Here is a 26,525-nt window from a genome sequence, read left to right on the forward strand (position 1 = left end):
TCATAGATTTGGTTCTACAGCCCAGGCACCGCAGATCTGGCGGGTGTATGGCCGAAAGAGCCAGGTCGGCTATAAGGCCGCCTCGGCGAGCCTTTGATCTGGGGCGCCCCGTTAACCACGCTGGCCGAACGCAGGTATTGCGCAGTGGGCAATCCGGCATGGATGCCGGATTAGCCGCGCTGGGCCATGGATGGCCCTTCGCGGCGGGCCCACGGAGCAATGCCTTCGTTCGGGCATGCCGAGCCTAAGCGAGGCACCGAGTGGTGGGGCAAAGCGCTTTTGGTTACTTTTGGCTGGTCCGGCTCCCGGCCCTTCCAAAAGTGACCCGCCGTAAGGGCGGAACCCTAAGTCGCCGTTACCACAGCAACGGATATACACACAAAAATACCTAACAGCCACAGCCAGTGTTCGCATAAACAGAAGCCAACAAAAAGCCCCGCTTCCTTTCAGAAACGGGGCTTTTGCGTATCAGACCAACTGAGGCTGAAGACTCAATGGCTGAAGCGGCAGCAACGGCGCATGAGGATCGGCCTTCACCGATGCCCGCCACGCCGCCAACCACTCAGGATGGGCCTCGCTCCAGACCTGCTCATGCAGGCGGGACAAGGCCACCGGGTCGCTCAGCAGCGCCAGGCGCTCGGCATTGTTCAGCCCCGATGGACCAGCTTTCAGGGCATGACGCACACGCTCGACCCGCAGCCATTCGATCGGCTCGGCCTTGCCGTGACGCGAGGTTGCCAGCGCACAAGCCAAGGCATTCTGCTGGGGGTCGACCACCGCCCGGATGAAGCCGTCGTTCAGCGCGTGCCAACGGTTTTCATGGGTGTAGTGGTCAGTCGACAGCAGTTCCTGTGGCGGCGCGTATTCCTCGGGAATCAGGAACAGGCTTTCGTCACGGGACTTCAAGCCCAGGCCAACACGGCTGGAGATCACAGAGACCGGGATCGACAGCATCAGCGAACCGACGATTGGCACCAGCCACCACAGGAAGCTCGGGTTCAGCCAGATCACCAGCAGCGCCCAGAAGAAGCCGAGCAGGGTCTGCGGACCGTGGCGCTTGACCGCCTCGCTCCACGGCGTGGAGTCATCGTCACGTTGCGGCGAGTTCCAGGTTGCGGCCCAGCCGAGGAACGCGGCGAGGACGAAACGGGTGTGAAAGATCATCCGCACCGGCGCCAGCAGCATGGAGAACAGCATCTCCAGCAGCATCGACAGGGTCACCTTGAACTTGCCGCCGAACTCCTTCGCGCCCTTGGCCCAGATCAGCACAATGCTCAGCAGCTTGGGCAGGAACAACAGCACGATGGTGGTCGAGAACAGGGCGATGGCCTTGTCCGGGTGCCATTGTGGCCACAACGGATAGAGCTGGCGCGGTTCGAGGAAGTACTGCGGCTCCATCAGCGTGTTCACCGCCAGCAGCGCGGTGGACAGCACCAGGAAGAAGAACCACAGCGGCGCCGACAGGTAGGACATCACGCCGGTCAGGAACACCGCACGGTGCACCGGGTGCATGCCCTTGACCAGGAACAGGCGGAAGTTCATCAGGTTGCCGTGGCACCAGCGACGGTCACGCTTGAGTTCGTCCAGCAGGTTTGGCGGCAACTCTTCGTAACTGCCGGGCAGGTCATAGGCAATCCATACGCCCCAGCCGGCACGGCGCATCAGCGCGGCTTCGACGAAATCGTGGGAAAGAATCGCACCCGAGAATGCACCTTTACCCGGCAACGGCGCCAGGGCGCAGTGGTCGATGAAGGGCTTCATGCGGATGATCGCGTTATGGCCCCAGTAGTGGGATTCCCCCAACTGCCAGAAGTGCAGGCCAGCGGTGAACAGCGGGCCATACACCCGGGTGGCGAACTGCTGCATACGCGCATACAGCGTGTCCATGCCCGATGCCCGTGGCGCGGTCTGGATGATACCGGCGTCCGGCGTCGCTTCCATCAGGCGCACCAGGCTGGTCAGGCAGGTGCCGCTCATCACGCTATCCGCGTCGAGCACGACCATGTACTTGTAGTCGCTGCCCCAACGACGGCAGAAGTCGTCGAGGTTGCCGCTCTTGCGCTTCACACGACGGCGACGGCGGCGATAGAAAATCTTGCCGAAGCCCCCGGCTTCACGGCAGACATCCAGCCAGGCCTGCTGTTCGGCGACGCAGATATCGGTTTCGTTACTGTCGCTGAGCACAAAGAAGTCGAAGCGATCGAGATCACCGGTGGCGGCCACCGACTCGAAGGTCGCGCGCAAGCCGGCGAAAACCCGTGGCACGTCTTCGTTGCAGATCGGCATCACCAGCGCAGTGCGGGCATCCTTGGGAATCGGCTCGTTGCCGGCACTGGCACCGGAGATGCGGTACTTGTCGTGGCCGGTGAGCAATTCGAGAAAACCCATCAGCGCGGTCCAGAAACCGGCCGACACCCAGCAGAACAGGATCCCGAACAGAATCAGGATGCTGGTCTGCAGGGCATACGGCAGCACCTGCGTGGCAGTCTGCAGCAGCGGTTGGTGCAGCACTTCGTCCAGGTCGACGAACGACCAGCCCTGGTACGGCATGATGCCTTTCATGTACCAGCCGGCGACGATGGTCTGGCCGAGCATCAATATCAGCAGGATGTAGCGACGGATCGAACCCACGGTACGCCAGCGCGCATGCGGCAGCACGCGCTCGTCCTTGGGCGGCTTCGGCGGGTTGGTCCGGCCGGTCAGGCGCCGCCAGCCGCGCACCAGGATGTTGGTGCGCCACGGTTCCGGCACAACCTTGGTCCGACGGATCGGCGGCGTAGCCTTGAGACGCACGCGACCGCTGGCATCGAGCCCCAGCATCTCGGCTTCTTCAAGCTCTTCGGCGGTGTTCAGGGTCAGGCGACGACCTACCGAGGCTTGCGCTGCGTCGGCAGGTGCATCGAAGGTCGACGACGAGAGGCGTTCGTGCAGTTCGCTGAAGGACTTGCAGCCCGCCAGTTCGGCGCGCTGCTGGTCGGTCATGGGCAAATGGGCCAGGTACTCGCTAAGCGTCTCTGGCTGTACTGAAGTATTACTCATCGGCAGGCAACTGATAGCTCCAGGTCTCGGTCAGGACTTGTTCAGTCGCTTCCGGTTCCTGCGGGGTTGGGGTCGCTTCAACGGCGGCGGAAGCAGCCTTGACGGCCTTGGCTTGTTCTTGCGCTTTTTCTTGCGCCGTTTCTTTTGCGGCTTGCTGCTTGGCGACTTTGTCGGCCTTGGCCAGCGTCGTGGTCACGGTGTGCGATGCGGCCGGGGCCTCGACAGGCGTCAACGGACGAACCAGTGCTGCACGCATTTCGGTGGCCTGTTTCGCGTCCTTGATCTTCAGTCGCAGGGTCAAGCGCCAGCCCTTGGTTTCCGGGTTGTAGCGCACGCTGTTCTCGACGATTTCACCGTTATCGCCGACGCTCACCTGGCTACGCACATCGGCGTCTTCCGGCAGGTCTTGCAGCGAAGGACCTTCGAAGTCCACCAGGTAGGCCACGCTGCCGTCTGGCTGACGGATCAGGTTGGACTGCTTCACGTCACCGGTGGAACGCAGGGTCTGCTTGACCCAGGCGCTGTCCGGCGAGTGCAGGCTGGCTTCGTCGAGGGTCCAGTGCAGGCGATAGCTGAAGTCCAGCGGCTGGCCTGGCTCAGGCAGTTTTTCCGGGCTCCAGAACGCAACGATGTTGTCATTGGTTTCGTCGGCAGTCGGGATTTCCACCAGGTCGACGGTGCCCTTGCCCCAATCACCTTTCGGTTCGATCCAGGCACTTGGACGCTTGTCGTAGCGATCGTCCAGGTCTTCGTAGTGGCTGAAGTCACGACCGCGTTGCAACAAGCCGAAACCACGTGGGTTTTCCACCGAGAAGTTGCTCACGGCCAGGTGTTTCGGGTTGTTCAGCGGACGCCAGATCCACTCGCCGTTGCCAGCGTGAATCGACAGGCCACTGGAGTCGTGCAGTTCGCGACGATAGTTCAGCACCTTGGAGGGCTGGTTGGCCCCGAACAGGTACATGCTGGTCAACGGGGCGACACCCAGCTTGGTCACGCGATCACGCAGGAACATGCGCGACTTCACGTCGACCACGGTGTCGGTACCCGGACGCAGGGTCAGGCGATAGGCGCCGGTAGCCCGAGGCGAATCCAGCAGGGCGAAGATCACCAGGTGCTTGTCGGTCGGTTTCGGGCGTTGGATCCAGAATTCGCGAAAGCGCGGGAATTCTTCGCCGGATGGCAGTGCCGTGTCGATGGCCATGCCACGGGCGGACAAGCCGTAGGTCTGGCCCTTGCCGATGACGCGGAAATAGCTCGCGCCCAGCATGGTCATGATTTCGTCTTGCTTGTCTGCCTTGTTGATCGGGTACAACACACGGAAACCCGCGTAGCCCAGCTGCTCGGTGGCCTTGGGGTCGAATTTCACGTCGCCGAAATCGAAGCGCGACGGATCGTACTTGATCTCTTCGACGTTCGTGGCGGTGATTTCGTTGATTTTCACCGGTGTGTCGAAATGCATGCCCTGGTGATAGAACGACAGCCGGAACGGCGTCTTCTGGTCAGCCCATTCGGCTTTTTCGGTGCGGAAACGGATCTTTTGATAGTCAGCGAATTTCATTTCGCGGAATTCGTTCGGCAGATTGCTGCGCGGGGCTTCGTATTTTTGCCCGGCCAGCTCTTGAGCCTTCGCCGATACATCATCCAGGCTGAATGCCCACAGTTGGCCCGCGCCGAACAGGCACAACAGGGCCGAGCCCGCTACCAGAGCGTTTCTAAACCGTTTGGCAGACATTTTTGGTGCATTACAGGGACTAACAATCACGAGCAACCCTCGCCGAAAACAGATCAAAAAACCAACGGCCAGATAACGTATCTGCTGGGTATCGGCTTTGAAAAACCGACCTCGCGGACCACTCCTGCCAAGTTGGCGAGCATTGTTCCGACTCCGCTGGAAGAAAATGATTCCCCAAACGGTCCAGGACAAGTCTCTACCTAAGTCAAATGGACCAGCGAATGCTGGCACCCCGTAGCGCGCGATTATCTAGCAGGCCGCGTGACAACGCATCAGGGGCAACAAAGTATTTATTGAGAAAACTCCTAGTTTTTCCTGGAAAACGGTCTGAAAAGATGTTTCAAACGCTTTCAGACCTGTAACAGGAACGTTACCGGTCCATCGTTGACCAGATGCACTTGCATGTCGGCGCCGAATCTACCTGATGCCACAGGGCCATGCACCTGTTTCGCCTGGCTGACCAGATACTTGAACAGCTCTTCTCCCAAAGCGGGTGGCGCAGCCGTCGAAAAACCGGGGCGCAAACCACTTTTGGTGTCCGCCGCCAAGGTGAACTGCGACACCAGCAACAAACCGCCACCGACGTCCGCCAGAGACAGGTTCATCTTGCCGTCGGCGTCGCTGAACACCCGATAGTTAAGCAGCTTATGCAGGAGTTTGTCGGCGCTGGCCCGGGTGTCTTCAGGCTCGACTGCCACCAACACCAACAAGCCTTGGTCCACGGCCCCGACGATCTCTCCTGCAACTTCGACCCGGGCACCGCGAACCCGTTGCAACAAACCCTTCATGCTTCCTCGGGCGGCAGGTCGAGCAGGCGCCGGGCCATTTGCCCGGCCGCGCGTACCAGCGCATCGGTAATACCCGGCTCCGAGGCGGCGTGACCGGCATCGCGAATCACCTGCAGCTCACTGTTGGGCCAGTTCTGGTGCAGCTCCCAGGCATTGTCCAGCGGGCAGATGACATCGTAGCGACCATGCACGATCACGCCCGGCAAATGGGCGATCTTGCCCATGTCACGAATCAACTGGTTGGGTTCGAGGAAGGCGTTGTTGGTGAAATAGTGGCATTCGATCCGGGCAATCGACAGCGCGCGCTGCGGCTCCGAGAAGCGATCGACCACCAATGGGTTGGGGCGCAGGGTCGCGGTGCGACCTTCCCAGGTGGACCAGGCCTTGGCCGCGTGCATCTGGGCGATCTGGTCGTTACCGGTCAGGCGCTTGTGGAAGGCGCTGAGCAGGTCGTCGCGCTCATCCAGCGGGATCGGCGCGATGTAGTCCTGCCAGTAGTCCGGGAACAGGCGACTGGCGCCGGCCTGATAGAACCATTCGATTTCCTGCGGGCGGCAGAGGAAGATCCCGCGCAGGATCAGGCCATGGACCCGCTCCGGATGGGTCTGGGCATAGGCCAGGGCGAGGGTCGAGCCCCAGGAGCCGCCAAACAGCACCCATTTCTCGATGCCCAGGTGCTTGCGAATGCGCTCAAGGTCTTCGACAAGATCCCAGGTGGTGTTGTTTTCCAGGCTGGCGTGGGGTGTGGAGCGACCGCAGCCGCGTTGGTCGAAGGTGACAATGCGGTACAGGTTCGGATCGAAATAGCGACGACTCTGCGCATCGCAGCCGGCACCCGGGCCACCATGAATGAACACCACCGGCAGGCCTTCCGGAGAGCCGCTTTCATCGACATAGAGCGTGTGGGTTTCATCGACAGCCAGATCGTGCCGGGCATGGGGTTTGATCTGCGGGTACAAAGTCTGCATTGCGCGCTCCGTAAGGGGTCGAGTCATCCCTGTGGGGACTTCTATTTAATCTGCCGTCCGGCATCATAAACCCGAATCACCTTAATGAGCATGTCCCTGAGCAGTCAAAGCATGTCAACCCGGTACGCCAGCGGTGTGCGAGGCAGGTCATGTGTGGGAGCAAGGCTTGCCCGCGATGCAGGCACCTCGCTTGGGTGGGGATCGAGTCGCTCGCATTGCGGGCAAGCCTTGCTTCCACAGTTTAACGTTTGTACGTTTGCCGCCCCCAGGCCAGCAAGCCCTCAAGCAATTCCCGGAGCACCACCTGGGTCGGCTCCGCCAGATCCGCCCGGTAGTTGAACGGCTCGAACTCTTCCATGTAAGTGCTTTGGCACAGCTCCAGTTGCACCGCGTGGATGTTCTCGGCCGGGTTGCCGTAGTGCCGGGTGATGTGCCCGCCCTTGAACCGACCGTTGAGCACATGGGTGAACCCGCCGTGACGGGCACAGATGGCTTCGAGCTGGCTCGCCAGCGTCGGGTCGCAACTGGCGCCGTTGAAGGTGCCGAGGTTGAAGTCCGGCAGCTTGCCATCGAACAGGTGCGGGATCACCGAGCGGATCGAATGAGCGTCGAACAACAAGGCATAGCCAAACTCGGCCTTGAGCCGCGCCAGTTCCTGTTGCAAGGCCTGGTGGTACGGCATCCAGACCTGCTGCAGATAAGTCGCCCGTTCTTCGACAGACGGCACCAGTCCTTCGCGAAACAACGGCACGCCATCGAACAGCGTCGCCGGATACAAGCCCGTGGTGGCGCCGACGTACATGGGTGTGTCATCGGACGGCCGATTCAGGTCGACGACGAAGCGTGAATACTCGGCGGCCAGGGTACTGGCGCCCAACTCAGCGGCGAACGCGTAGAGCCGCGGGATGTTCCAGTCGGTGTCCGGCAGGCTCTGGGCCTCGGGGATCAACCCGGCCTCAACGGCCGGCGTCAGGCGCAGGCCGGCGTGGGGCATGCTGATCAACAGCGGCACGCGCCCTTGGGTGAAACTCAGGACCTTCTCCACAAGCGTTCTCCTCAAACGATTTCAACGCCGTGACGCACGACGCGTTTTTCCAGATCGCCACCGAGCCAGTACGACAGGTCGGCCGGGCAGTCGATGTGCCAGGCAATAAAATCCGCCACTTTGCCGGCTTCCAGCGAACCGTGGGTCTGGGCCAGGCCCAAGGCCTGGGCCGCATGAATCGTGGCGCCGGCAAGGGCTTCTTCCGGGGTCATCCGGAAGCACGTGCAGGCCATGTTCAACATCAAGCGCAACGACAGCGCCGGCGAGGTGCCCGGGTTGAGATCGCTCGCCACGGCAATCTTCACACCGTGCTTGCGCAAGGCGTCCATGGGCGGTAACTGGGTTTCGCGAAGGAAGTAAAACGCCCCCGGCAGCAACACCGCCACCGTGCCGGATTCGGCCATGGCGATGGCATCGTCCTCGGTCATGAACTCCAGGTGATCAGCCGACAGCGCCTGGTAACGGGCGGCCAGGCTCGAACCGTGCAACGACGACAACTGCTCGGCGTGCAACTTCACCGGCAGGCCCAGCTGTTGCGCAGTGACAAAGACCCGCTCGACCTGCGCCGGGGAAAAGGCCAGGTATTCGCAAAAGGCATCCACCGCATCCACCAGCCCTTCGGCCGCCAGGGCCGGGAGCATCTCGGCACAGATGTGCTCAATGTAATCATCGGCGCGGTCTGCGTATTCCGGTGGCAACGCGTGCGCCGCCAGACAGGTGCTGCGCACGCTGACCGGCAACTCGGCGCCGAGCCGGCGTATGACCCGCAGGATCTTGCGCTCGCTGGCCAGGTCCAGGCCGTAGCCGGATTTGATTTCCACCGTGGTCACGCCGTCGCGCATCAGGCTTTTCAGGCGTTTGGCGGCGCTGGTGAAGAGTTCGTCTTCGCTGGCGGCCCGGGTGGCGCGCACGGTGCTGGCGATGCCGCCACCGGCCGCGGCGATGTCGGCGTAGCTGACACCTTGCAGGCGCTGTTCGAACTCGCCGCTGCGGTTGCCGCCGAACACCGTGTGGGTGTGGCAGTCGATCAGGCCCGGCGTGACCCAGGCGCCCTGAAGGTCGTTGGCCACCGGATAGTCACCGGTCGGCACCTCGGCGCGCGGGCCGATCCACTGGATGTGCTCGCCCTGGGTGACGATGGCAGCGTCTTCGATGATCGAGTAGACGCCCTGGGCCATGGTCGCGGCGTGGCAGTTTTGCCAGAGGGTTTTCATTGACGTCCTCCGTCAGGATCGTTCCCACGCTCTGCGTGGGAATGCAGTCCGGGACGCTCCGCGTCCCGTGTCGAGCGGGACGCAGAGCGTCCCATGAGGCGTTCCCACGCAGAGTATGGGAACGATCGGATCAGCCTTGGAAACTCGGCAACAGGTTCGCCGTCACCAGCCCGTTCAGGCAACGACTCGCCAACAACTCGCTGGCCGCATTGATGTCCGGCGCAAAGAACCGGTCCTTCTCGTAGAACGGCACTTCGGCACGCAGCAGACCGCGGGCCTGTTCCAGTTTCGGCGAAGTCTTCAAGCCGCCGCGCAGGTCCAGGCCCTGGCAGGCTGCCAGCCATTCCACCGCCAGGATCCCCCGGGTGTTCTCGGCCATTTCCCACAGGCGCTTGCCGGCGGCCGGGGCCATGGACACGTGGTCTTCCTGGTTGGCGGAGGTGGGCAGGCTGTCCACCGAATGCGGATGGGACAGCGCCTTGTTTTCGCTCGCCAGGGCGGCGGCGGTGACCTGGGCGATCATGAAGCCGGAGTTGACCCCGCCATTGCCCACCAGGAACGGCGGCAGCTGCGACATGTGCTTGTCCATCATCAGGGAAATGCGCCGCTCGCTCAGGGAGCCGATTTCGGCAATCGCCAGGGCCATGTTGTCAGCCGCCATCGCCACCGGTTCGGCGTGGAAGTTGCCACCGGAAATCACGTCGCCCTCGGCGGCGAATACCAGCGGGTTGTCCGACACGGCGTTGGCTTCGATCACCAGCACCTCGGCGGCCTGGCGGAACTGGGTCAGGCAGGCGCCCATTACTTGCGGCTGGCAGCGCAGGGAGTACGGGTCCTGGACCTTGTCGCAGTTCTGGTGCGACGCGGAGATTTCGCTGCGCTCGCCCAGCAGGTCGCGGTACGCGGCCGCGGCATCGATCTGGCCTTTCTGCCCACGGGCGGCGTGGATGCGCGCATCGAACGGCGAGCGCGAGCCGAGTACCGCTTCCACGGTCAGGCTGCCCAGGGCCAGGGCGCCAGCGAACAGGTCTTCACCTTCGAACAGGCCGCGCAGGGCAAATGCGGTGGACACCTGGGTACCGTTGAGCAGCGCCAGGCCTTCCTTGGCCGCCAGGGTCAGCGGTGCGAGACCGGCGACTTTCAAGGCCTCGACGGCCGGCAGCCATTCGCCTTTGTAGCGGGCCTTGCCCTCACCCAGCAGCACCAGGGACATGTGGGCCAGCGGCGCGAGGTCGCCGGAAGCGCCGACCGAACCCTTGAGTGGGATGTGCGGATACACCTCGGCATTGATCAGGGCGATCAGCGCATCGATCACCTGCCGGCGGATACCGGAAAAACCCCGGCTCAGGCTGTTGACCTTGAGCACCATGACCAAGCGCACCAACGCGTCGCTGATTGGCTCGCCCACACCGGCGGCATGGGACAGCACCAGGGAGCGCTGCAGGTTTTCCAGGTCTTCGCTGGCGATGCGGGTCGAGGCCAGCAGGCCGAAACCGGTGTTGATGCCGTAGGCGGTGCGGTTCTCGGCGAGGATCTGTTCCACGCAGGCCACGCTGGCTTCGATCTGCGCCGAAGCGCTGGCGTCGAGGCTCAGTGTCACCGGTTGTTGATAGATGTCACGCAATTGAGCCAGGCTCAGTTGGCCGGGGATCAAGTTCAAAGCGGTCATTTCATGCTCCTTTTGAGAGTTTTTTATTTACCCGCCAGTCGCTCCGGAATGTTCCGTTATCCGTCACCTTCGCTTTTTGGGCGATGCTTTATGGGCAATAGGTGCCTTGGCACGCTGGCGGTGTTGATCAATGCAAATTCGGTAATGCGGTGTGCAGCACGTTTGGGTCTTTCAGCAGCGCAGCGGCACGGGCAATGTCCGGCGCCAGCCAGCGGTCCTGGTCGTAGGCTGGAACGTGCTCGCGCAGCAATTTCCAGGCGACGTCGGTGCCGGCGCCGAAGCGCTGCGCCTTGAGAAACTCAAAGGCCTGGGCCGCCAGCAGGTATTCGATGGCGAGAATCTGCGTGCAGTTTTCCAGCGCCCGGTGCAGCTTCAAGGCGGCGTTGGTGCCCATGCTCAGGTGGTCCTCCTGCAAGCCTGACGTGACGAAATTATCCAGCACCGCCGGTTGCGCCAGTTGGCGATTTTCCGCACACAGCGACGCCGCGACGTATTGCACGATCATCATCCCCGAGTTCACCCCGGGATCGGCAACCAGGAAAGCCGGCAGGCCGCTGACGTGCGGGTTGATCAGCCGGTCGAGACGACGCTCGGCGATGGAGCCGATCTCGGCCATGGCAATCGCCAGCAGATCGGCGGCCATGGCCACCGACTGGCCGTGGGGATTGGCCTGGGACATGACCCGGAAATTATCCGGTGTACCCAGCAGCAGCGGGTTATCGGTGGCGGCGTTGAGTTCGGTTTCGATCTGCTGCCGTGCGTGCGCCAATTGATCGCGAGCGGCCCCGTGCACCTGGGGAATCGAACGAATGCTCAAGGCATCCTGGGTACGAATGCCCAGGCTTGCGGCAATTACTTCACTGCCGTCGAGCAAGGCCCGCAGGTTGGTTCCGACCTGCTGCATGCCGGGGTGCGGCTTGAGGGCGATGATCTCGGCGTCGAACGCGGCGATCTGCCCGCGCTGGGCTTCGAAGCTCATGGCGCCGATCACGTCGGCCCATTGCACCAGCCGCGTTGCATCGGCCAGGGCCAGGCAACTGAGACCGGTCATGCACGGCGTGCCGTTGACCAGGCACAAGCCGTCTTTCGCCCCCAGTTGCACCGGTTGCAAGCCCTCGGCGGCCAGGGCCTGTTGCGCCGCAACGATTTGCCCGCGATAGCTGACCTGGCCGACACCCAGCAGCGCAATGCTGATGTGGGCCATGTGGGTCAGGTAACCCACCGAACCCTGGGACGGCACTTGCGGGGTGATGCCGCGATTGAGCAGCGCCAGCAGCGCTTCGACCACCCGACGATGAATGCCGGACTTGCCCTGGCTGTAGTTGAGGATGGCCGCGCAAAGAATCGCCCGGGTCTGTTCGTCAGACAACGGGGCGCCCACGCCACAGGCATGGCTGAGCAGGGTATTGCGCGACAGTTGGCTGAGTTGTTCGTCCTTCAGCGAAACATTGCACAAGGCCCCCAGGCCGGTGTTGACGCCATAGGCACGCTCGCCGCTCTCGACAATACGCTGCACGATGGCCTGGGCATTGTCGATCCGCGCCCAGGCCTGGGCCGACAGCTCAAGCGTAGCGCCGAAGCGGGCGACGGCGACCACGTCCTGCCAATGCAACGGGGCGTCGTCGATGATGATTTTTTCAGCCTGGGACATTGTTGACCTCATGGGTACATCCTGAACATTGATGCAGCTTTACCGACGCCATCGCGAGCAGGCTCGCTCCCACATTGGAATGCGATCACCTGTGGGAGCGAGCCTGCTCGCGATGAGGCCTGTCCAACCACCACAAATCCCTCAAACCACCGCCGCCCGCCGCTGCACGAACCGGTCGACATATTCATCCGCCGGCGAATGCAGAATCTCCCGGGGCGTGCCGACCTGGATCAGCTTGCCGTCCTTGAGAATCGCGATGCGGTTGCCGATGCGCACGGCCTCGTCGAGGTCGTGGGTGATGAACACGATGGTCTTGTGCAGGGTCTTTTGCAGCTCCAGCAACTGGTCCTGCATTTCGGCGCGGATCAGCGGGTCGAGGGCGCTGAAGGCTTCGTCCATGAGGATGATGTCGGTGTCCGCCGCCAGGGCCCGGGCCAAGCCCACGCGCTGGCGCATGCCGCCGGAGAGTTGGTGCGGGTATTTGTTCTCGTATCCCTTCAGGCCCACGGTGTTGATCCAGTGCAGCGCCCGCTCGCTGCACACCTGTTTGCTCTCGCCACGCACTTTCAAGCCGTAGGCGACGTTGTCCAGCACACTCTTGTGGGGCAACAGGCCGAAGCTCTGGAACACCATGCTGATCTTGTGCCGACGAAACTCGCGCAGGGCGTCCATGTCCAGTTGCAGGATGTCTTCGCCGTCCACCAGGATCGCGCCGCTGGTAGGGTCGATCAACCGGTTGAAGTGCCGCACCAGGGTGGATTTGCCCGAGCCGGACAGGCCCATGATCACAAAGATCTCACCGGTGCCGATGCTCAGCGACAGGTCATTCACACCGACCACGCAACCGGTTTCGGCCAGCACCTGGTCCTTGGTCTTGTTCTGGCGGATCAGGTCCAGAGCGTCCTTGGACCGGTTGCCGAAAATCTTGTAGACGTTCTTGACTTCGATCTTGCTGATGGCTGCGTTGTTCATTTGCTCACCTCATGCCGAGGGCGACCATAGGCCTGGGTAATGCGGTCGATGACCACGGCGAGAATCACAATCGCCAACCCGGCTTCCAGGCCGCGTCCGACGTTGAGGGTCTGGATGCCCACCAATACATCTTCGCCCAGACCACGGGCACCGATCATCGAGGCAATGACCACCATCGACAGGGCCATCATGGTGGTCTGGTTGATCCCGGCCATGATGCTCGGCAGGGCCAGGGGCAGTTGCACGCCGAACAGCTGTTGCCAGCGGTTGGCGCCGAAAGCGTTGATGGCTTCCATGACTTCGCCGTCCACCTGGCGGATGCCCAGGTCGGTCAGGCGAATCAGCGGTGGTGCCGCGTAGATCACCGTGGCGAAGATCGCCGGGACCTTGCCCAGGCCGAACAGCATCAACACCGGAATCAGGTACACGAAGCTCGGCATGGTCTGCATGATGTCCAGCAACGGCATCAGCACCGAACGCAGGCGATTGCTGCGCGCCGAGAGAATGCCCAGGGGAATGCCGATCAACACCGAGATCAGCGTGGCGACCAGCATCAGCGCGAGGGTCTGCATCAGTTTGTCCCACAGGCCCACCGCGCCCACCAGGAACAGCAGGCCGACGATCACCGCAGTGGTCACGACCTTGCGGGTGGCGTGCCAGGCAACGCCGCCGACGATGGCCAGCATCAACCACCAGGGCGCCATGCGCAGCAGGCCTTCGAGGTTGACGATGGCCCACAGCAGGGTGTCGGAGATCTGCCGGAACACATCGCCATAATTCGTCACCAGCGCGTCGACCCAACCGTTGACCCAGTCGGCGATGGAAAAGGTAAAGCTTTCGGGAAACATAAGAGGCTCTCGATCAGGGGGATGCGGTGAATGTCCCGGCCAGCCCCACGGTTGGCCGGGAAGGATTCGACCTACAGAGCCGCGTCGATTTTCTTGGCCGCGTCTTCACTGACCCAGGCGTGCCAGACTTCAGGATGTTCCTTCAGGAAGATCTTCGCCAGTTTTGGCGATTCGATGCGTTCCTTGGCCATGCGCCCGAGGTTCTGGTTGAGGATATCGATAGGCAGGTTGACCTTTTCCAACACGGCCACCAGCTCCGGCGCTTCATCGTGGAAGGTCTTGGACAGGCCAACCTTGATGCTCACGCTTTTATCCACACCCGGTTTTTCCTCCAGCTTGACCAGGTCCACCTGGCCCATCAGCGGCGTTGGCGACCAGTAGTAGAACAGGATCGGCTCGCCACGCTTGTAGCTCGACAACACGGCCGCATCCAGCGCCGGGCCAGTGCCTGGACGGAAGTTGGTGTAGGTTTTTTCCAGGCCATAGCTCTTCAGCATTTCGCTGTTGTCCAGCTCACAGGTCCAACCGGCCGGGCAGTTGTAGAAGCGGCCCTTGGACGGTTCTTCCGGGTCCTTGAACACGGCGGCGTACTGGCCCAGGTCGGCAATGTTCTTCAGGCCCGGAGCCTTGGCTTCGAGCTTGCGCTTGGCATCACCTTCCACCACGTAGCGCGGCACGTACCAGCCCTCGATGGCCCCCACCACCGGTGCGCCAACGCCGACCACCTTGCCGGCCTTCTCGGCCTTGTTCCAGACTTCACTGCGACCGACCCACTCTTCGGCGAACACCTGGATGTCGTTGCTGCTCAGGGCGTTTTCCATGGTGATGGAATTGCCTGGCAGGCTGTCGGTCTTGCAGTCGTAGCCTTTTTCCAATACCACTTGCAGGACGTCGGTCAGCAGCATGCCACTTTCCCAGTTCAGGCCGGCGAATTTCACCGGTTTGCCCGACTCGCACCAACCCGCCGCTTGCGTGGCGCCGGCACTGGCCAGCAGGCCCATGGAAAGCAACGTGGTCAGCAGGGTCTTGTTCGATTTCATTGTGTGACGCTCCTAATCATCTGAGTTGGCTTACGGCAGTCAAGAGGCATCCAGCCCTGTCAACGTCCCATCAGACCGCTTGGATGCGGCCCGCCCTGCTCGGTTGTGCGTCAACCGCGTCCTGCTCGACCGGCAGGATCAATTGATCGGGTACAGCGCTGTGCCACTTCTTGGCGGCGACGTAGTACAGCGTCGCCGGAACCACCAGGCCGATGATCCACGAGATATCCACGTCACCCATCGCCGCCACCAGCGGACCGGTAAAGAACTTGGTGGAGATGAACGGCAACTGAACCAGTACACCGAATGCATAAACGCTGATCCCGAGCACCTTCCAACGACCGTAGCGACCGTTCGGGTCGGCCAGGGCCGGCACGTCATAGCGTTCGCGAGTGATGCAGTAGTAATCCACCAGGTTGATCGCGCTCCAGGGTGTAAAGAACGCCAGCAGGAACAGGATGAAAGACTTGAACGCACCGAGGAACGAGTGCTGGCCGAGCAGCGCGATCAGGGTCGCCGCGCCGACAATGACCAGCACGAAGACCAGCCGCTGCAAACGCGTTACGTTCAGGTGACCACGGAACCCGCTGATGATGGTCGCGATGCACATGAAGCTGCCGTAGGAGTTCAGCGTCGAAATGGTGACCTTGCCGAACGCGATGCTGAAGTACAGCAGCGCCGCGGTGGCGCCGGTTCCCCCCAGGCCTACGATGTAGGCCACTTCGTGACCGGCGAACTGCCCGTTGGCCGAGGCGGCGGCAAACACGCCAAGGATCATCGCCACCTGTGCGCCGATGACGGAACCTGCGCCTGCGGCAAAAAAGGTTTTCACCGAGGACGTCTTGCTCGGCAGGTAACGCGAATAGTCAGCCACGTAGGGGCCGAAGGCGATCTGCCAGGAGGCCGCGAGCGACACCGCCAGCAGGAAGCTGCTCCAGCTGAAATGGCGGATTTGCAGGAGTGCGCCCATGTCCACCTGGCTGATCAGGCGAGCGAACAGGTAAACGAAGGCAATCACGCCAATGACGCTGGCGACACGGCCAATGAAGTGGATCACCCGATAACCGAGCACCGTGACCAGCACGATGACACTGGCGAAAATCAGGATGCCGACGCTGTCGCTGACGCCAAACAACTGGCCCAGCGCCTGGCCGGAAAGTACCGTTCCCGTTGCGGTGAAACCCAGGTACATCAGGCACACCAGCACGATCGGGATGGCCGCGCCGTATACACCAAATTGCACCCGGCTGGAGATCATCTGCGGCAGGCCCAGTTTGGGGCCTTGCGCGGCATGCAGCGCCATGACGCCACCGCCGAGCAGTTGCCCGATCAGCAGACCGATCAACGACCAGAACACATCCCCGCCCAACACCACCGCCAGCGCGCCGGTGACAATTGCGGTGATCTGCAGGTTCGCCCCCATCCAGAGGGTGAACTGACTCAACAGCCGGCCATGCCTCTCCGCTTCCGGGATGTAGTCGATCGAACGTTTCTCGATCAACGGCTTGCTGCTTGCACGCGTGCTACTGATGGCCATGGTTCAACCTCTGTGGATTGTTCTGATAGTGACTCTGATGCCGCTCTTCTGTGGGAGCGAGCCTGCTCGCGATAGCGATCTGTCGGCCGACGCCTGTGTCGAATGTGCCGACGCCATCGCGAGCAGGCTCGCTCCCACAAGGGGTTTTTATGACTTGCCGGTGATCATCGGCAGGTTCAGCCCCTGTTCCTTGGCGCAGTCGATCGCGATCTGGTAACCCGCATCGGCATGCCGCATCACACCCGTAGCCGGGTCGTTGTGCAGCACGCGGGCAATCCGCTCAGCCGCTTCGTCGGTACCGTCACAGACAATCACCATGCCCGAGTGCTGGGAGAAGCCCATGCCGACGCCGCCACCGTGGTGCAGCGAGACCCAGGTCGCGCCGCTGGCGGTGTTGAGCAAGGCGTTGAGCAGCGGCCAGTCGGAGACAGCGTCGGAGCCGTCCTGCATGGATTCGGTTTCACGGTTAGGGCTGGCGACCGAGCCGGAGTCGAGGTGGTCGCGGCCAATCACGATCGGCGCGGACAGTTCGCCGCTGCGCACCATTTCGTTGAATGCCAGGCCCAACTTGGCCCGCTGACCCAGGCCGACCCAGCAGATACGCGCCGGCAAACCCTGGAAGCTGATGCGTTCGCGCGCCATGTCCAGCCAGTTGTGCAGGTGGGCGTCGTCGGGGATCAGTTTCTTGACCTTGGCGTCGGTCTTGTAGATGTCCTGCGGGTCACCCGACAGTGCAGCCCAGCGGAACGGGCCGACGCCGCGGCAGAACAGCGGACGGATATAGGCCGGTACGAAACCCGGGAAGTCGAAGGCATTCTCGACGCCTTCTTCCTGGGCCATCTGGCGGATGTTGTTGCCGTAGTCGAAGGTCGGCACGCCCATCTTCTGGAAGTCCAGCATGGCTTTGACGTGGACGGCCATCGATTGCTTGGCGGCTTTCACCACAGCGGCCGGTTCGGTCTTGGCGCGGGCGCGGTATTCGTCCCAGGTCCAGCCGGCCGGCAGGTAACCGTTGAGTGGGTCGTGGGCGCTGGTCTGGTCGGTGACCATGTCCGGGCGCACACCGCGGCGGACCATTTCCGGGAGGATTTCGGCGGCGTTGCCACACAGCGCGATGGAAATGGCCTTGCCTTCGGCGGTGTATTTCTCGATACGGGCCAGGGCGTCGTCGAGGTCAGTGGCCTGCTCGTCGACGTAGCGGGTCTTGAGACGGAAATCGATGCTGACCTGCTGGCACTCGATGTTCAGCGAGCAAGCGCCGGCCAGGGTCGCGGCCAACGGTTGCGCGCCACCCATGCCGCCGAGGCCGGCGGTCAGGACCCAACGGCCCTTGAGGTTGGAGTCGTAATGCTGGCGACCGGCTTCGACGAAGGTTTCGTAGGTGCCCTGGACGATGCCCTGGCTGCCGATGTAGATCCAACTGCCGGCGGTCATCTGGCCGTACATGGCCAGGCCCTTGGCGTCGAGTTCGTTGAAATGCTCCCAGGTCGCCCAGTGCGGCACGAGGTTGGAGTTGGCGATCAGCACGCGCGGGGCATTGCTGTGGGTCTTGAACACGCCCACCGGTTTGCCGGATTGCACCAGCAAGGTTTCGTCGTCATTCAGGTTGGTGAGGCTTTCGACGATCTTGTCGTAGCACTCCCAGTTGCGCGCCGCGCGGCCGATGCCACCGTAGACCACCAGCTCCTTGGGGTTCTCGGCCACTTCCGGGTCGAGGTTGTTCATCAGCATGCGCAGCGGCGCTTCAGTCAGCCAGCTCTTGGCGGTCAGCGTGTTGCCGCGAGGCGCGCGAATTTCAACGTCACGGTATTTTTCAGGTTTGTGGGTAGCGTTGGTCACAGCAAAAACTCCTCAGCGATCAATCCAGACCAGCCCGGACAGTGGGCAGCGATTTAGCGAACGTTGCGTTGAATGTCGATGACTCATACGCATACGTCTTTACTTGTATGTACAAGCATATGCAATCAAGCGGCCAACTTGTTGGAGGGGGCGTTCAGAAACTGTTGAGAAATTGGCTAAAAGCCTTGTGATTCAAGGCCTTCTGAGTGGCATGAAATTTTTCAAGAGGGTTTTCGAGGGGGAATCAAGGGCCCCAGAAGCGTGACGTTGCGCCACGCTGGGGCATTCAGTAACAAGTTGGTGCGCAGAAGAAACAGCAGGCAGGCATCTTGTGGTGAGGGGGACCCATCTGTGGGAGCAAGGCTTGCCCGCGATGCAGGCGACTCGATTGTCTGGCAGACCGCATCGCCATCGTCGCGGGCAAGCCTTGCTCCCACAGGGTACTCAAGAAGCTGAAATTAGTGGGCGGTCAGCTCAATCACGCAGCATTGACCGTGAGTGGAAACATCCACCAACCCGGTGTTACCGCTCAGTTGCAAACAGTCATAAAGGCCCAAGTCCACGGCGGACTCACCGATCTTGATAGCCAGTCCCGGAGCGGCGCTGAACACCAGCACCGTGCCCGCCTCGCTGAAAAACCGCTGCTCGCCGCTCATCCACTGCAGCCGCGCGCGGTAACGCTGTGGCGCATAGATCAGATTGAAATCGCGAATCGGCCCACCCAGCAACGTGCAATGCACATGGCTTTCACCCTTGAAAGCAAAGGGGTCCAGCGGGTGCAACGGCCGCGTGGCCTGGCCATCGACGGTCAGGGTCATGCCATCCCCCTGCAAGACGCTGATGACCCGCTCGTAACCGGCGAACGAGGAAAAACCGCCCGACTCACCGATATCGGCGATCGACAGACGCCAGCCAAAACCTTCCAGGCCGGCACCGGCATCACGGGTGATTTCCTCGGTGCTGCCACCGCCGTTTTTCCACGGCATGCGCGGGTAATCCGCCGCGCGTAGAACTTTCAAGTCGCTCACTTGTGGAACCGCCCTTCCAGACTGTGACGGGAGCCCGGGTGAATCAGCCGCGCTGCGGTCACCGGCTGACGCCCGGACCAGGTGCGACGGCGGATCAACAGGCACGGCTCGCCCTTTTCGATTTGCAGCAGCTTGCATTCATTCGGTTCGGCCAGGATCGCTTCAACCACGTGCTCGCCTTCGGTCAGCGGCGCGACCTGGTTCAGATAGGCGTAGGGCGTTTGCAGGGTGAAATCCTGCTTGAGGTATTCGGGCGCCACCAATGCGTTGACGAAGCGGTCTTCGATTTGCACGGGAATGTCGTTTTCGAAATGCACGATCAGCGAATGGAACACCTTCTGCCCTTCACGCATGTCCAGGGCCAGGGCGCGCTCGGAACCGGCGGCCTCTTCTTCCAGGGTGATGACCTTGCACGTATGGCGGTGCCCTCGGGAGGCGATCTCGTCGGCGATGTTATGCACCTCGAACAACGCGGACTGGCTCTTGGGTTCGGCCACGAACGTGCCGACACCCTGCATGCGCACCAACAGGCCGTCGGCGGTCATTTCCCGCAGGGCACGGTTGATGGTCATGCGACTGAAGCCCAGTTGGCTGACCAGCTCGCTTTCCGACGGCACGCGGTAATGCGGCGGCCAGTTTCCACTGTCGATCTGCTGGGTGATCATCTGTTTGACGCGGGCATACAAGGGTGCCGGACTGTCACCCAGGTGTGCGGCCAGCGGCGGTTTGGCAGGCGGAGTCGGCACGGCGGTTCCCTGTTCTGCGAATAAGGTTGCTAGCTTGCCGGAGTTTACCGGCCAGGCAAACGTCTGTATATGTATATACAAATTACGCACGATGAGGTTGAACCATGTCCGCCTTCTTTGCCGAACGCGCGCTGCTGCCTAGTGGATGGGCCAACGATGTACGTTTTGAAGTCGACGCCGCCGGCGTCCTGACCCATGTCCAGGCCGACTCCCACGCAGATGGCGCCGAGCGATTGGCGGGACCGCTGCTGCCGGGCATGCCGAACCTGCATTCCCACGCGTTCCAACGGGCCATGGCCGGGTTGGCGGAAGTGGCCGGCAACCCCAACGACAGTTTCTGGACCTGGCGCGACTTGATGTACCGCCTCGTCGGAAAAATCAGCCCCAATCAACTCGGCGTCATTGCCCGGCAGCTGTATATCGAAATGCTCAAGGCCGGCTACACCTCGGTCGCCGAATTCCATTACGTGCACCACGACACCGACGGCACGCCTTATGCCGATCCGGCGGAGCTGGCCTTGCGCATCAGCCAGGCCGCCAGCAGCGCGGGTATCGGCCTGACACTGCTGCCGGTGCTCTACAGCCATTCCGGTTTTGGCGGCCAGGCGCCCAACGATGGGCAACGCCGATTCATCAACAGCACTGAAAACTACCTCAAGCTCCAGTCACGCTTGCAGCCGGCCCTGGCCGGGCAACCCGCCCAGGCGTTGGGCCTGTGTTTTCACTCCCTGCGAGCGGTGACGCCTGAGCAGATCCAGGACGTGTTGGCCGCGAGCGATCGCCATTGCCCGGTGCACATCCACATCGCCGAGCAGCAGAAGGAAGTCGACGACTGCCTGAAATGGAGCGGTGCCCGACCGCTGCAATGGCTGTACGAAAACACCGAGGTGGATCAACGTTGGTGCCTGGTCCATGCCACCCATGCCAACGTCCAGGAAGTCAGCCTCATGGCCAAGAGCCGGGCGATTGCCGGCCTGTGCCTGACCACCGAAGCCAACCTGGGCGACGGCATTTTTCCGGCCGTGGATTTCCTTGCCCAGGGCGGGCGCCTGGGCATTGGCTCCGACAGCCATGTGTCATTGAGTGTGGTGGAAGAATTACGCTGGCTGGAATACGGCCAGCGCCTGCGAGATCAACGCCGCAACCGCCTGTATCGGGCGGATCAGCCGATGGTCGGGCGTACGTTGTTCGATGCGGCACTGGAAGGCGGCGCCCAGGCCTTGGGGCAACCGATCGGCGCCCTCGAAATTGGCAAGCGCGCCGACTGGCTGGTGCTCGATGGCAACGACCCGTATCTAGTGATAGCCCAGGGCGACGGGATTCTCAATCGCTGGTTGTTTGCCGGAGGGGATCGGCAGGTGCGGGATGTGATGGTCGGCGGGAAATGGGTCGTACGCCAGGGGCGGCATGCCGCCGAAGAGGAGAGTGCCCAGGCGTTTACCCAGGTATTGCGCGAGTTACTGGGCTAATTCAACCACCCATGTGGGAGCGAGCCTGCTCGCGATGGCGGCCTGGCATTCAACACAGATGTTGACTGGGATGCCGTCATCGCGAGCAGGCTCGCTCCCACAGGTTTTATGCGGATCAGTCCGATGTCTTCGCCATCTGCCGATCCGACGCGCGCCAGATCAACCGACTGGTGTCATAGCCCTGCTGACGCGCCTTGCTCAGCAGTTCTTCGCGCACGACGCTGTTGATGGTCGGTGTACGAGAGAGCAGCCACATGTAGCGTCGGCTCGGATCACCGACGATGGCGGTCTGGTAGTCGTCGCTGACGTACAGCACCCAGTATTGCCCTTTCGCCACGCCCGGCACGATCCGCGAGAACCAGTTGTCGAACACGACCCAGAGCTTGTCGGTCTTGCCCGGCACCTGCGGCGAGGCGGTGCCCCGGGCTTCTTCCCACTGCCAGTCCGAGGTCAGGCAGCGATTGAGCACGGCTACGTTGCCGTCCGGCTTGAGGGTGTAATGGGCTTCGGATTGCGCGCAGTTGCGCTGGAAATACATGGGCAAGCGGGCCAATTCATACCAGGTCCCCTGGTACCGCTTGAGGTTGACGCTGTGGACAGTCTTGGGCGCCAACGGGTCTTCGCCAGAAGTGGCACAGCCAGCCAAAACCAGGCCGGCTAAAAGCACTAACAATAACCGCATCATTATTTTTCTCCCGCAGGCATCTAGTGGCCGATACAGGCCACTAGCCCCGGTTTACTTCAGGCCTTGGCCGGAAAACATCAACACTTTGTCACCGGCATACTGCACGCTGATAAAGCTTTTCTGGTCGCCCCAGGTGCAACTGGACATGCCGAGCGCGCCCGAGCAATCGGTCGGTTTGCCGAGCAATGTTTCGACTTCGGACTTGGGCATGCCAGCCGACAGTTTCGAGTAGTTTTCCTGGTTGACCTTGCTGCATGCAGCCAGCACGACGCACACAAATAACAAGACGATAGAGCGCAGTGACATGGTGTAACTCCTGGAACGGAAGGGGGCGGCTAGGGTGCCAACCAGAACCTTAGAAGAGCAAACCCCTATCTGGTTCCCTGGCTGCCCCAGTATATATTGGGCTTGGCGGAGGTATTTCATCGGCAAATCAACCGGTTTGCGACGTCGTCGTGCATTTCGTCGGGATTGCCTCGCCTGTGGCTGATGCACGGCGCTCGCGGGCCGATAAAAAGAACAGCGCAAGAACCAGTGTTATGGCAAATTGCCCCCCTTCCCGACCAGCTCCTCTGCGGTAGCGCTCTTAATGATCAGAAACATGAAGTTCAGCCACAAAATCCTGCTGGCTGCCGCCTTGGTGGTAGCCGTTGCATTTGCCTGTTTCATCCTCTTCAACGACTACCGTCAGCGCCAGAGCCTGAACAGCAGTACCGAAACGTCCATGCAGGAACTCGGCAGCCTGACCAGTCGCAACATCCAGACCTGGGTCGAAGGCCGCATCCAGTTGTTGCAATCATTGGCCCAGCAAATCGCCATCGACGGTAACAGCGCCGACAGCCTCAAGCGCGCCGTCGACCTGCCGGCCTACACCGGCAATTTCCAGCTCAGCTACTTCGGCGGCACCGACGGCGTGATGTTTTCGGTCCCGGCCGGCAATCGCCCCGCCGACTACGACCCGCGTGCCCGTGGCTGGTACAAAGCCGCCAACAGCGCCCAGCAAACCATCGTTACCGAACCCTACATCGCCGCCTCCTCGGGCAAACTGGTGATCACCGTCGCCAGCCCGGTACAGCGCCAGAACCAGATGTTCGGCGTGGCCGGTGCAGACATCGACTTGTCCAGCGTCAGCGCCATCATCAACTCGCTGAACTTCGGCGGCCACGGCCATGCGTTCATCGTCAGCGCCGAGGGCAAGATCCTGATCCACCCGGACAGCAAGCGTGTGCTCAAGACCCTGGCCGAGGCCTACCCCAACGGCGCGCCGCAGGTCAGCCCGGGCATGAAGGAAGTCGAAATCGACGGCAAGACCCAGTTCATTTCCTTCACCCGCGTCAACGGCGTGCCGGGTGCCGACTGGTACGTAGCGCTGGTGCTGGACAAGGACACCGCTCTGGCGATGCTCAGCGAATTCCGCACCTCGGCGCTGGTCGCCATGGTCATTGCCGTGGTGTTCATCATCACCCTGCTGGGCATGCTGATCCGCGTGCTGATGCAACCGCTGCTGGCCATGGGCCGCGCCATGCATGACATCGCCGAAGGCGAAGGCGACCTGACGCGCCGCCTGACCATCCATGGTCAGGATGAATTCGGTGCGCTGGGCACTTCGTTCAACCGCTTCGTCGAGCGCATCCACACTTCGATCCGCGAAGTGGCCTCGGCCACCGGCCAGGTCAACGAAGTCGCCCTGCGCGTCGTCAGCGCGTCCAACTCGTCGATGTTCAATTCCGACCAGCAGGCTTCACGCACCAGCAGCGTTGCCGCCGCCATCAACCAGCTCGGCGCCGCCGCCCAGGAAATCGCCCAGAACGCCGCCCTCGCCTCGCAGCACTCCAGCGATGCGCGCAACCTGGCTGAAGAAGGCCAGCAGGTGGTGGATAAAACCATCACCGCCATGCAGCAGTTGTCAGCCAAGATCAGCGATTCGTGCGGCAACATCGAAACCCTGAACAGCAACACGGTGAACATCGGCCAGATCCTCGAGGTGATCACCAGCATCTCCCAGCAAACCAACCTGCTGGCTCTGAACGCGGCCATCGAAGCCGCCCGCGCCGGTGAAGCCGGGCGCGGCTTCGCAGTCGTGGCCGATGAAGTGCGCAACCTGGCCCACCGTACCCAGGATTCGGCACAACAAGTTCAGAAAATGATCGAAGAACTGCAAGTAGGCGCCCGGGAAGCGGTGCTGACCATGACCGACAGCCAGCGCCAGAGCGAAAGCAGCGTCGGCATCGCCAACCAGGCCGGCGAACGCCTGGGCAGCGTGACCCAGCGCATCGGTGAAATCGACGGCATGAACCAGTCCGTCGCCACCGCCACGGAAGAACAGACCGCCGTGGTGGAATCGATCAACGTCGACATCACCGAGATCAATACGCTGAACCAGGAAGGCGTGGAGAACCTGCAAGCCACGTTGCGGGCGTGTACTGACCTTGAGCAGCAGGCGGCGCGGTTGAAGCAGTTGGTGGGTAGTTTCCGAATCTAGCGCTCTTGCGGGCCTCTTCGCGGGCAAGCCCGCTCCCACAGTTGACCGGGTTCCGTCAGAGGAAACGCAATCAGCTGTAGGAGCGGGCTTGCTCGCGAAGACGGCATCCGCCTCACCGCAAAATCAGAATTTTGACCCCGGCTCTTTCAGAAACGCCACTTCCTCAGCCGTAGACTCCCGCCCCAACACCGCATTGCGATGGGGAAACCGGCCAAACCGGGCAATGATCTTCTGATGCCGTTCGGCATAATCCAGGTTGCTCTCAAACACCGCACGTTCCGCCTCCGGCTGTTCTCGAACCAGATCGATAAACCGGGAAACAGCTTCGTTCTGCACGGCAAGATTTTCGCAGTGTTCGAGCACCAGATAGATGAATACGCGCTGGATGGGTTTGAGTTGCCGGTCGAAACCTGCCGCCAGGCCCTGGGCTACCAGCGCTTGGGCGCGAAGGTCGCCGGAGAAGGCTTTGGGTGTGTCGCGAAAGATCATCCGCGGGAATTGATCGAGCAACAGCACCAAGGCCAGCCAACCTTCCGGGCGTTGCGCCCAGTCAGTCAATCCGCCGGCCAATGCCTGCTCGACCTGATCACCGAAGCGCTCGCGCGCTTGGCGATCATGGCGCTTGCCGAACCACAGCGTGTTCTTGTCAGCCGCTATTTCATCCGGTGTACTGGCTGAACCAAACCACCAATCAAGTAACGGCTGCCAAGGCTCGGCCATGGTTTATTCCTTGTGGTACGCCGTGGCGCGGGCCACTTCTTCCTTCGAACCAAGGAACACGGCAACCCGCTGGTGCAGGCCGTCTGGCTTGATGTCGAGGATGCGCTGGTGTCCATCGGTGGAAGCGCCGCCGGCCTGTTCGACCAGGAACGACATCGGGTTGGCTTCGTACATCAGGCGCAATTTGCCCGGCTTCGATGGCTCGCGGCTGTCGCGCGGGTACATGAACAAGCCGCCACGGGTCAGGATGCGGTGTACGTCGGCGACCATCGCGGCCACCCAGCGCATGTTGTAGTTCTTCTTCAACGGGCCTTCTTCGCCTGCCAGCAACTCGTCGACATAGCGCTTTACCGGGGCTTCCCAGTGACGCTGGTTGGACATGTTGATGGCGAATTCCTGGGTGGTTTCAGGAATGGTGATGTTCTCGTGGGTCAGCACGAAGCTGCCCATTTCGCGATCGAGGGTGAAGCCTTTCACGCCGTCGCCCAGGGTCAGCACCAGCATGGTCTGCGGGCCATAGATGGCATAGCCGGCGGCCACTTGCTCGGTGCCTGGCTGCAGGAAGGCCTTTTCGTTCAAGGCTTCGTTCTGGCTCAGGTATTCGTTCGGGCAACGCAGCACCGAGAAGATGGTGCCGACCGGGGCGTTGATATCGATGTTCGACGAACCGTCCAGTGGGTCGAACACCAACAGGTACGCACCTTTGGGGTACTTGCCCGGGATCTGGTAGGCATTGTCCATTTCCTCGGACGCCATGCCGGCCAGGTGACCACCCCATTCGTTGGCTTCGAGGAGGATTTCGTTAGAAATCACGTCGAGCTTCTTCTGCACTTCGCCCTGCACGTTTTCGGTGCCCATGCTGCCCAGGACACCACCCAGGGCGCCTTTGGAGACGGCGTGGCTGATTTCCTTGCACGCACGCGCCACCACTTCGATCAAAAAGCGCAGATCGGCAGGGGTATTGTTGCTGCGGGTCTGCTCAATCAAATAGCGACTCAAGGTAACGCGGGACATGGACGGCTCCGAAGAATAGGGGGCGGAAAAACCAGCGCA

21 protein-coding genes are annotated in these 26,525 nt (G+C 61.8%); 2 read left to right on the plus strand and 19 right to left on the minus strand.

Annotated features, from left to right (window positions below):
* Positions 1-468 precede the first annotated feature (468 nt).
* The 15 genes from mdoH to hutC form a co-directional block, all read right to left on the minus strand.
* Positions 469-3,039, minus strand: coding sequence for a glucans biosynthesis glucosyltransferase MdoH (gene mdoH, locus J7E36_RS07720; protein ID WP_215001515.1), 2,571 nt, complete (start codon positions 3,037-3,039; stop codon positions 469-471).
* Positions 3,032-4,771, minus strand: coding sequence for a glucan biosynthesis protein G (locus tag J7E36_RS07725; protein ID WP_231286536.1), 1,740 nt, complete (start codon positions 4,769-4,771; stop codon positions 3,032-3,034). Before J7E36_RS07725 ends, mdoH begins: the two co-directional genes overlap by 8 nt.
* Positions 4,772-5,121: 350 nt before the next feature.
* On the minus strand, positions 5,122-5,559 hold the full coding sequence (gene dtd, locus J7E36_RS07730; RefSeq protein WP_215001519.1) for a D-aminoacyl-tRNA deacylase: 438 nt from the start codon (positions 5,557-5,559) through the stop codon (positions 5,122-5,124).
* Positions 5,556-6,527, minus strand: coding sequence for a prolyl aminopeptidase (gene pip / locus J7E36_RS07735; RefSeq protein WP_215001521.1), 972 nt, complete (start codon positions 6,525-6,527; stop codon positions 5,556-5,558). The genes dtd and pip overlap by 4 nt, the downstream gene beginning before the upstream one ends.
* 241 nt (positions 6,528-6,768) lie before the next feature.
* On the minus strand, positions 6,769-7,572 hold the full coding sequence (gene hutG, locus J7E36_RS07740; protein ID WP_215001523.1) for an N-formylglutamate deformylase: 804 nt from the start codon (positions 7,570-7,572) through the stop codon (positions 6,769-6,771).
* An 11-nt stretch (positions 7,573-7,583) separates the two neighbouring features.
* Positions 7,584-8,786 (minus strand): imidazolonepropionase, encoded by a 1,203-nt coding sequence (gene hutI / locus J7E36_RS07745; RefSeq protein WP_215001525.1) that lies wholly within the window; start codon positions 8,784-8,786, stop codon positions 7,584-7,586.
* Between the two features lie 130 nt (positions 8,787-8,916).
* Positions 8,917-10,455: a histidine ammonia-lyase gene (gene hutH / locus J7E36_RS07750; protein WP_215001527.1), complete on the minus strand. Its 1,539-nt coding sequence runs from the start codon at positions 10,453-10,455 to the stop codon at positions 8,917-8,919.
* Between the two features lie 127 nt (positions 10,456-10,582).
* The gene (gene hutH / locus J7E36_RS07755) at positions 10,583-12,106 is read right to left on the minus strand and encodes a histidine ammonia-lyase (RefSeq protein ID WP_215001564.1); all 1,524 of its coding nucleotides are present in this window, start codon (positions 12,104-12,106) and stop codon (positions 10,583-10,585) included.
* A 141-nt stretch (positions 12,107-12,247) separates the two neighbouring features.
* Complete coding sequence (locus J7E36_RS07760) at positions 12,248-13,078, minus strand: quaternary amine ABC transporter ATP-binding protein (protein WP_215001529.1); 831 nt, start codon at positions 13,076-13,078, stop codon at positions 12,248-12,250.
* Positions 13,075-13,926: an ABC transporter permease gene (locus J7E36_RS07765; RefSeq protein WP_215001531.1), complete on the minus strand. Its 852-nt coding sequence runs from the start codon at positions 13,924-13,926 to the stop codon at positions 13,075-13,077. Before J7E36_RS07765 ends, J7E36_RS07760 begins: the two co-directional genes overlap by 4 nt.
* A gap of 71 nt (positions 13,927-13,997) precedes the next feature.
* The gene (locus J7E36_RS07770) at positions 13,998-14,966 is read right to left on the minus strand and encodes an ABC transporter substrate-binding protein (RefSeq protein ID WP_014336129.1); all 969 of its coding nucleotides are present in this window, start codon (positions 14,964-14,966) and stop codon (positions 13,998-14,000) included.
* 70 nt (positions 14,967-15,036) lie between these two features.
* Positions 15,037-16,503, minus strand: a complete 1,467-nt coding sequence (locus tag J7E36_RS07775) for a purine-cytosine permease family protein (RefSeq protein WP_215001533.1) — start codon at positions 16,501-16,503, stop codon at positions 15,037-15,039.
* Positions 16,504-16,650: 147 nt separating this feature from the next.
* Positions 16,651-18,342 (minus strand): urocanate hydratase, encoded by a 1,692-nt coding sequence (hutU, locus tag J7E36_RS07780; protein ID WP_215001536.1) that lies wholly within the window; start codon positions 18,340-18,342, stop codon positions 16,651-16,653.
* A gap of 458 nt (positions 18,343-18,800) precedes the next feature.
* Positions 18,801-19,370 (minus strand): HutD/Ves family protein, encoded by a 570-nt coding sequence (locus J7E36_RS07785; RefSeq protein ID WP_215001538.1) that lies wholly within the window; start codon positions 19,368-19,370, stop codon positions 18,801-18,803.
* Positions 19,367-20,116 carry a histidine utilization repressor gene (gene hutC / locus J7E36_RS07790; protein ID WP_215001540.1) on the minus strand — a complete coding sequence of 250 codons (750 nt, stop codon included), beginning with the start codon at positions 20,114-20,116 and terminating at the stop codon, positions 19,367-19,369. The genes J7E36_RS07785 and hutC overlap by 4 nt, the downstream gene beginning before the upstream one ends.
* 104 nt (positions 20,117-20,220) lie before the next feature.
* Here hutC and J7E36_RS07795 point away from each other — a divergent pair, with 104 nt between their 5' ends.
* Positions 20,221-21,585, plus strand: coding sequence for a formimidoylglutamate deiminase (locus tag J7E36_RS07795; protein WP_215001542.1), 1,365 nt, complete (start codon positions 20,221-20,223; stop codon positions 21,583-21,585).
* A 115-nt stretch (positions 21,586-21,700) separates the two neighbouring features.
* On the opposite strand, the gene J7E36_RS07800 is transcribed toward J7E36_RS07795, so the two are convergent.
* Positions 21,701-22,270, minus strand: coding sequence for a lipocalin family protein (locus tag J7E36_RS07800; RefSeq protein ID WP_215001544.1), 570 nt, complete (start codon positions 22,268-22,270; stop codon positions 21,701-21,703).
* A gap of 51 nt (positions 22,271-22,321) precedes the next feature.
* A complete protein-coding gene (locus tag J7E36_RS07805; RefSeq protein WP_215001546.1) occupies positions 22,322-22,576 on the minus strand; it encodes an outer membrane protein assembly factor BamE in 255 nt (84 codons plus the stop codon).
* Positions 22,577-22,859: 283 nt separating this feature from the next.
* On the opposite strand from J7E36_RS07805, the gene J7E36_RS07810 reads away from it, so the two are divergent.
* Positions 22,860-24,752: a methyl-accepting chemotaxis protein gene (locus tag J7E36_RS07810; protein ID WP_215001548.1), complete on the plus strand. Its 1,893-nt coding sequence runs from the start codon at positions 22,860-22,862 to the stop codon at positions 24,750-24,752.
* Positions 24,753-24,875: 123 nt separating this feature from the next.
* Here the strand turns inward: J7E36_RS07810 and J7E36_RS07815 are convergent, their stop codons facing one another.
* Together J7E36_RS07815 and J7E36_RS07820 are read right to left on the minus strand one after the other, a co-directional pair.
* Positions 24,876-25,472, minus strand: a complete 597-nt coding sequence (locus J7E36_RS07815; RefSeq protein ID WP_215001551.1) for a DUF924 family protein — start codon at positions 25,470-25,472, stop codon at positions 24,876-24,878.
* A 3-nt stretch (positions 25,473-25,475) separates the two neighbouring features.
* Positions 25,476-26,486 carry a class 1 fructose-bisphosphatase gene (locus tag J7E36_RS07820; RefSeq protein ID WP_215001553.1) on the minus strand — a complete coding sequence of 337 codons (1,011 nt, stop codon included), beginning with the start codon at positions 26,484-26,486 and terminating at the stop codon, positions 25,476-25,478.
* Positions 26,487-26,525 lie beyond the last annotated feature (39 nt).

This window comes from Pseudomonas fluorescens (assembly GCF_018614775.1).
In the GTDB taxonomy this organism is placed as follows: Bacteria; Pseudomonadota; Gammaproteobacteria; order Pseudomonadales; family Pseudomonadaceae; genus Aquipseudomonas; species Aquipseudomonas fluorescens_BY.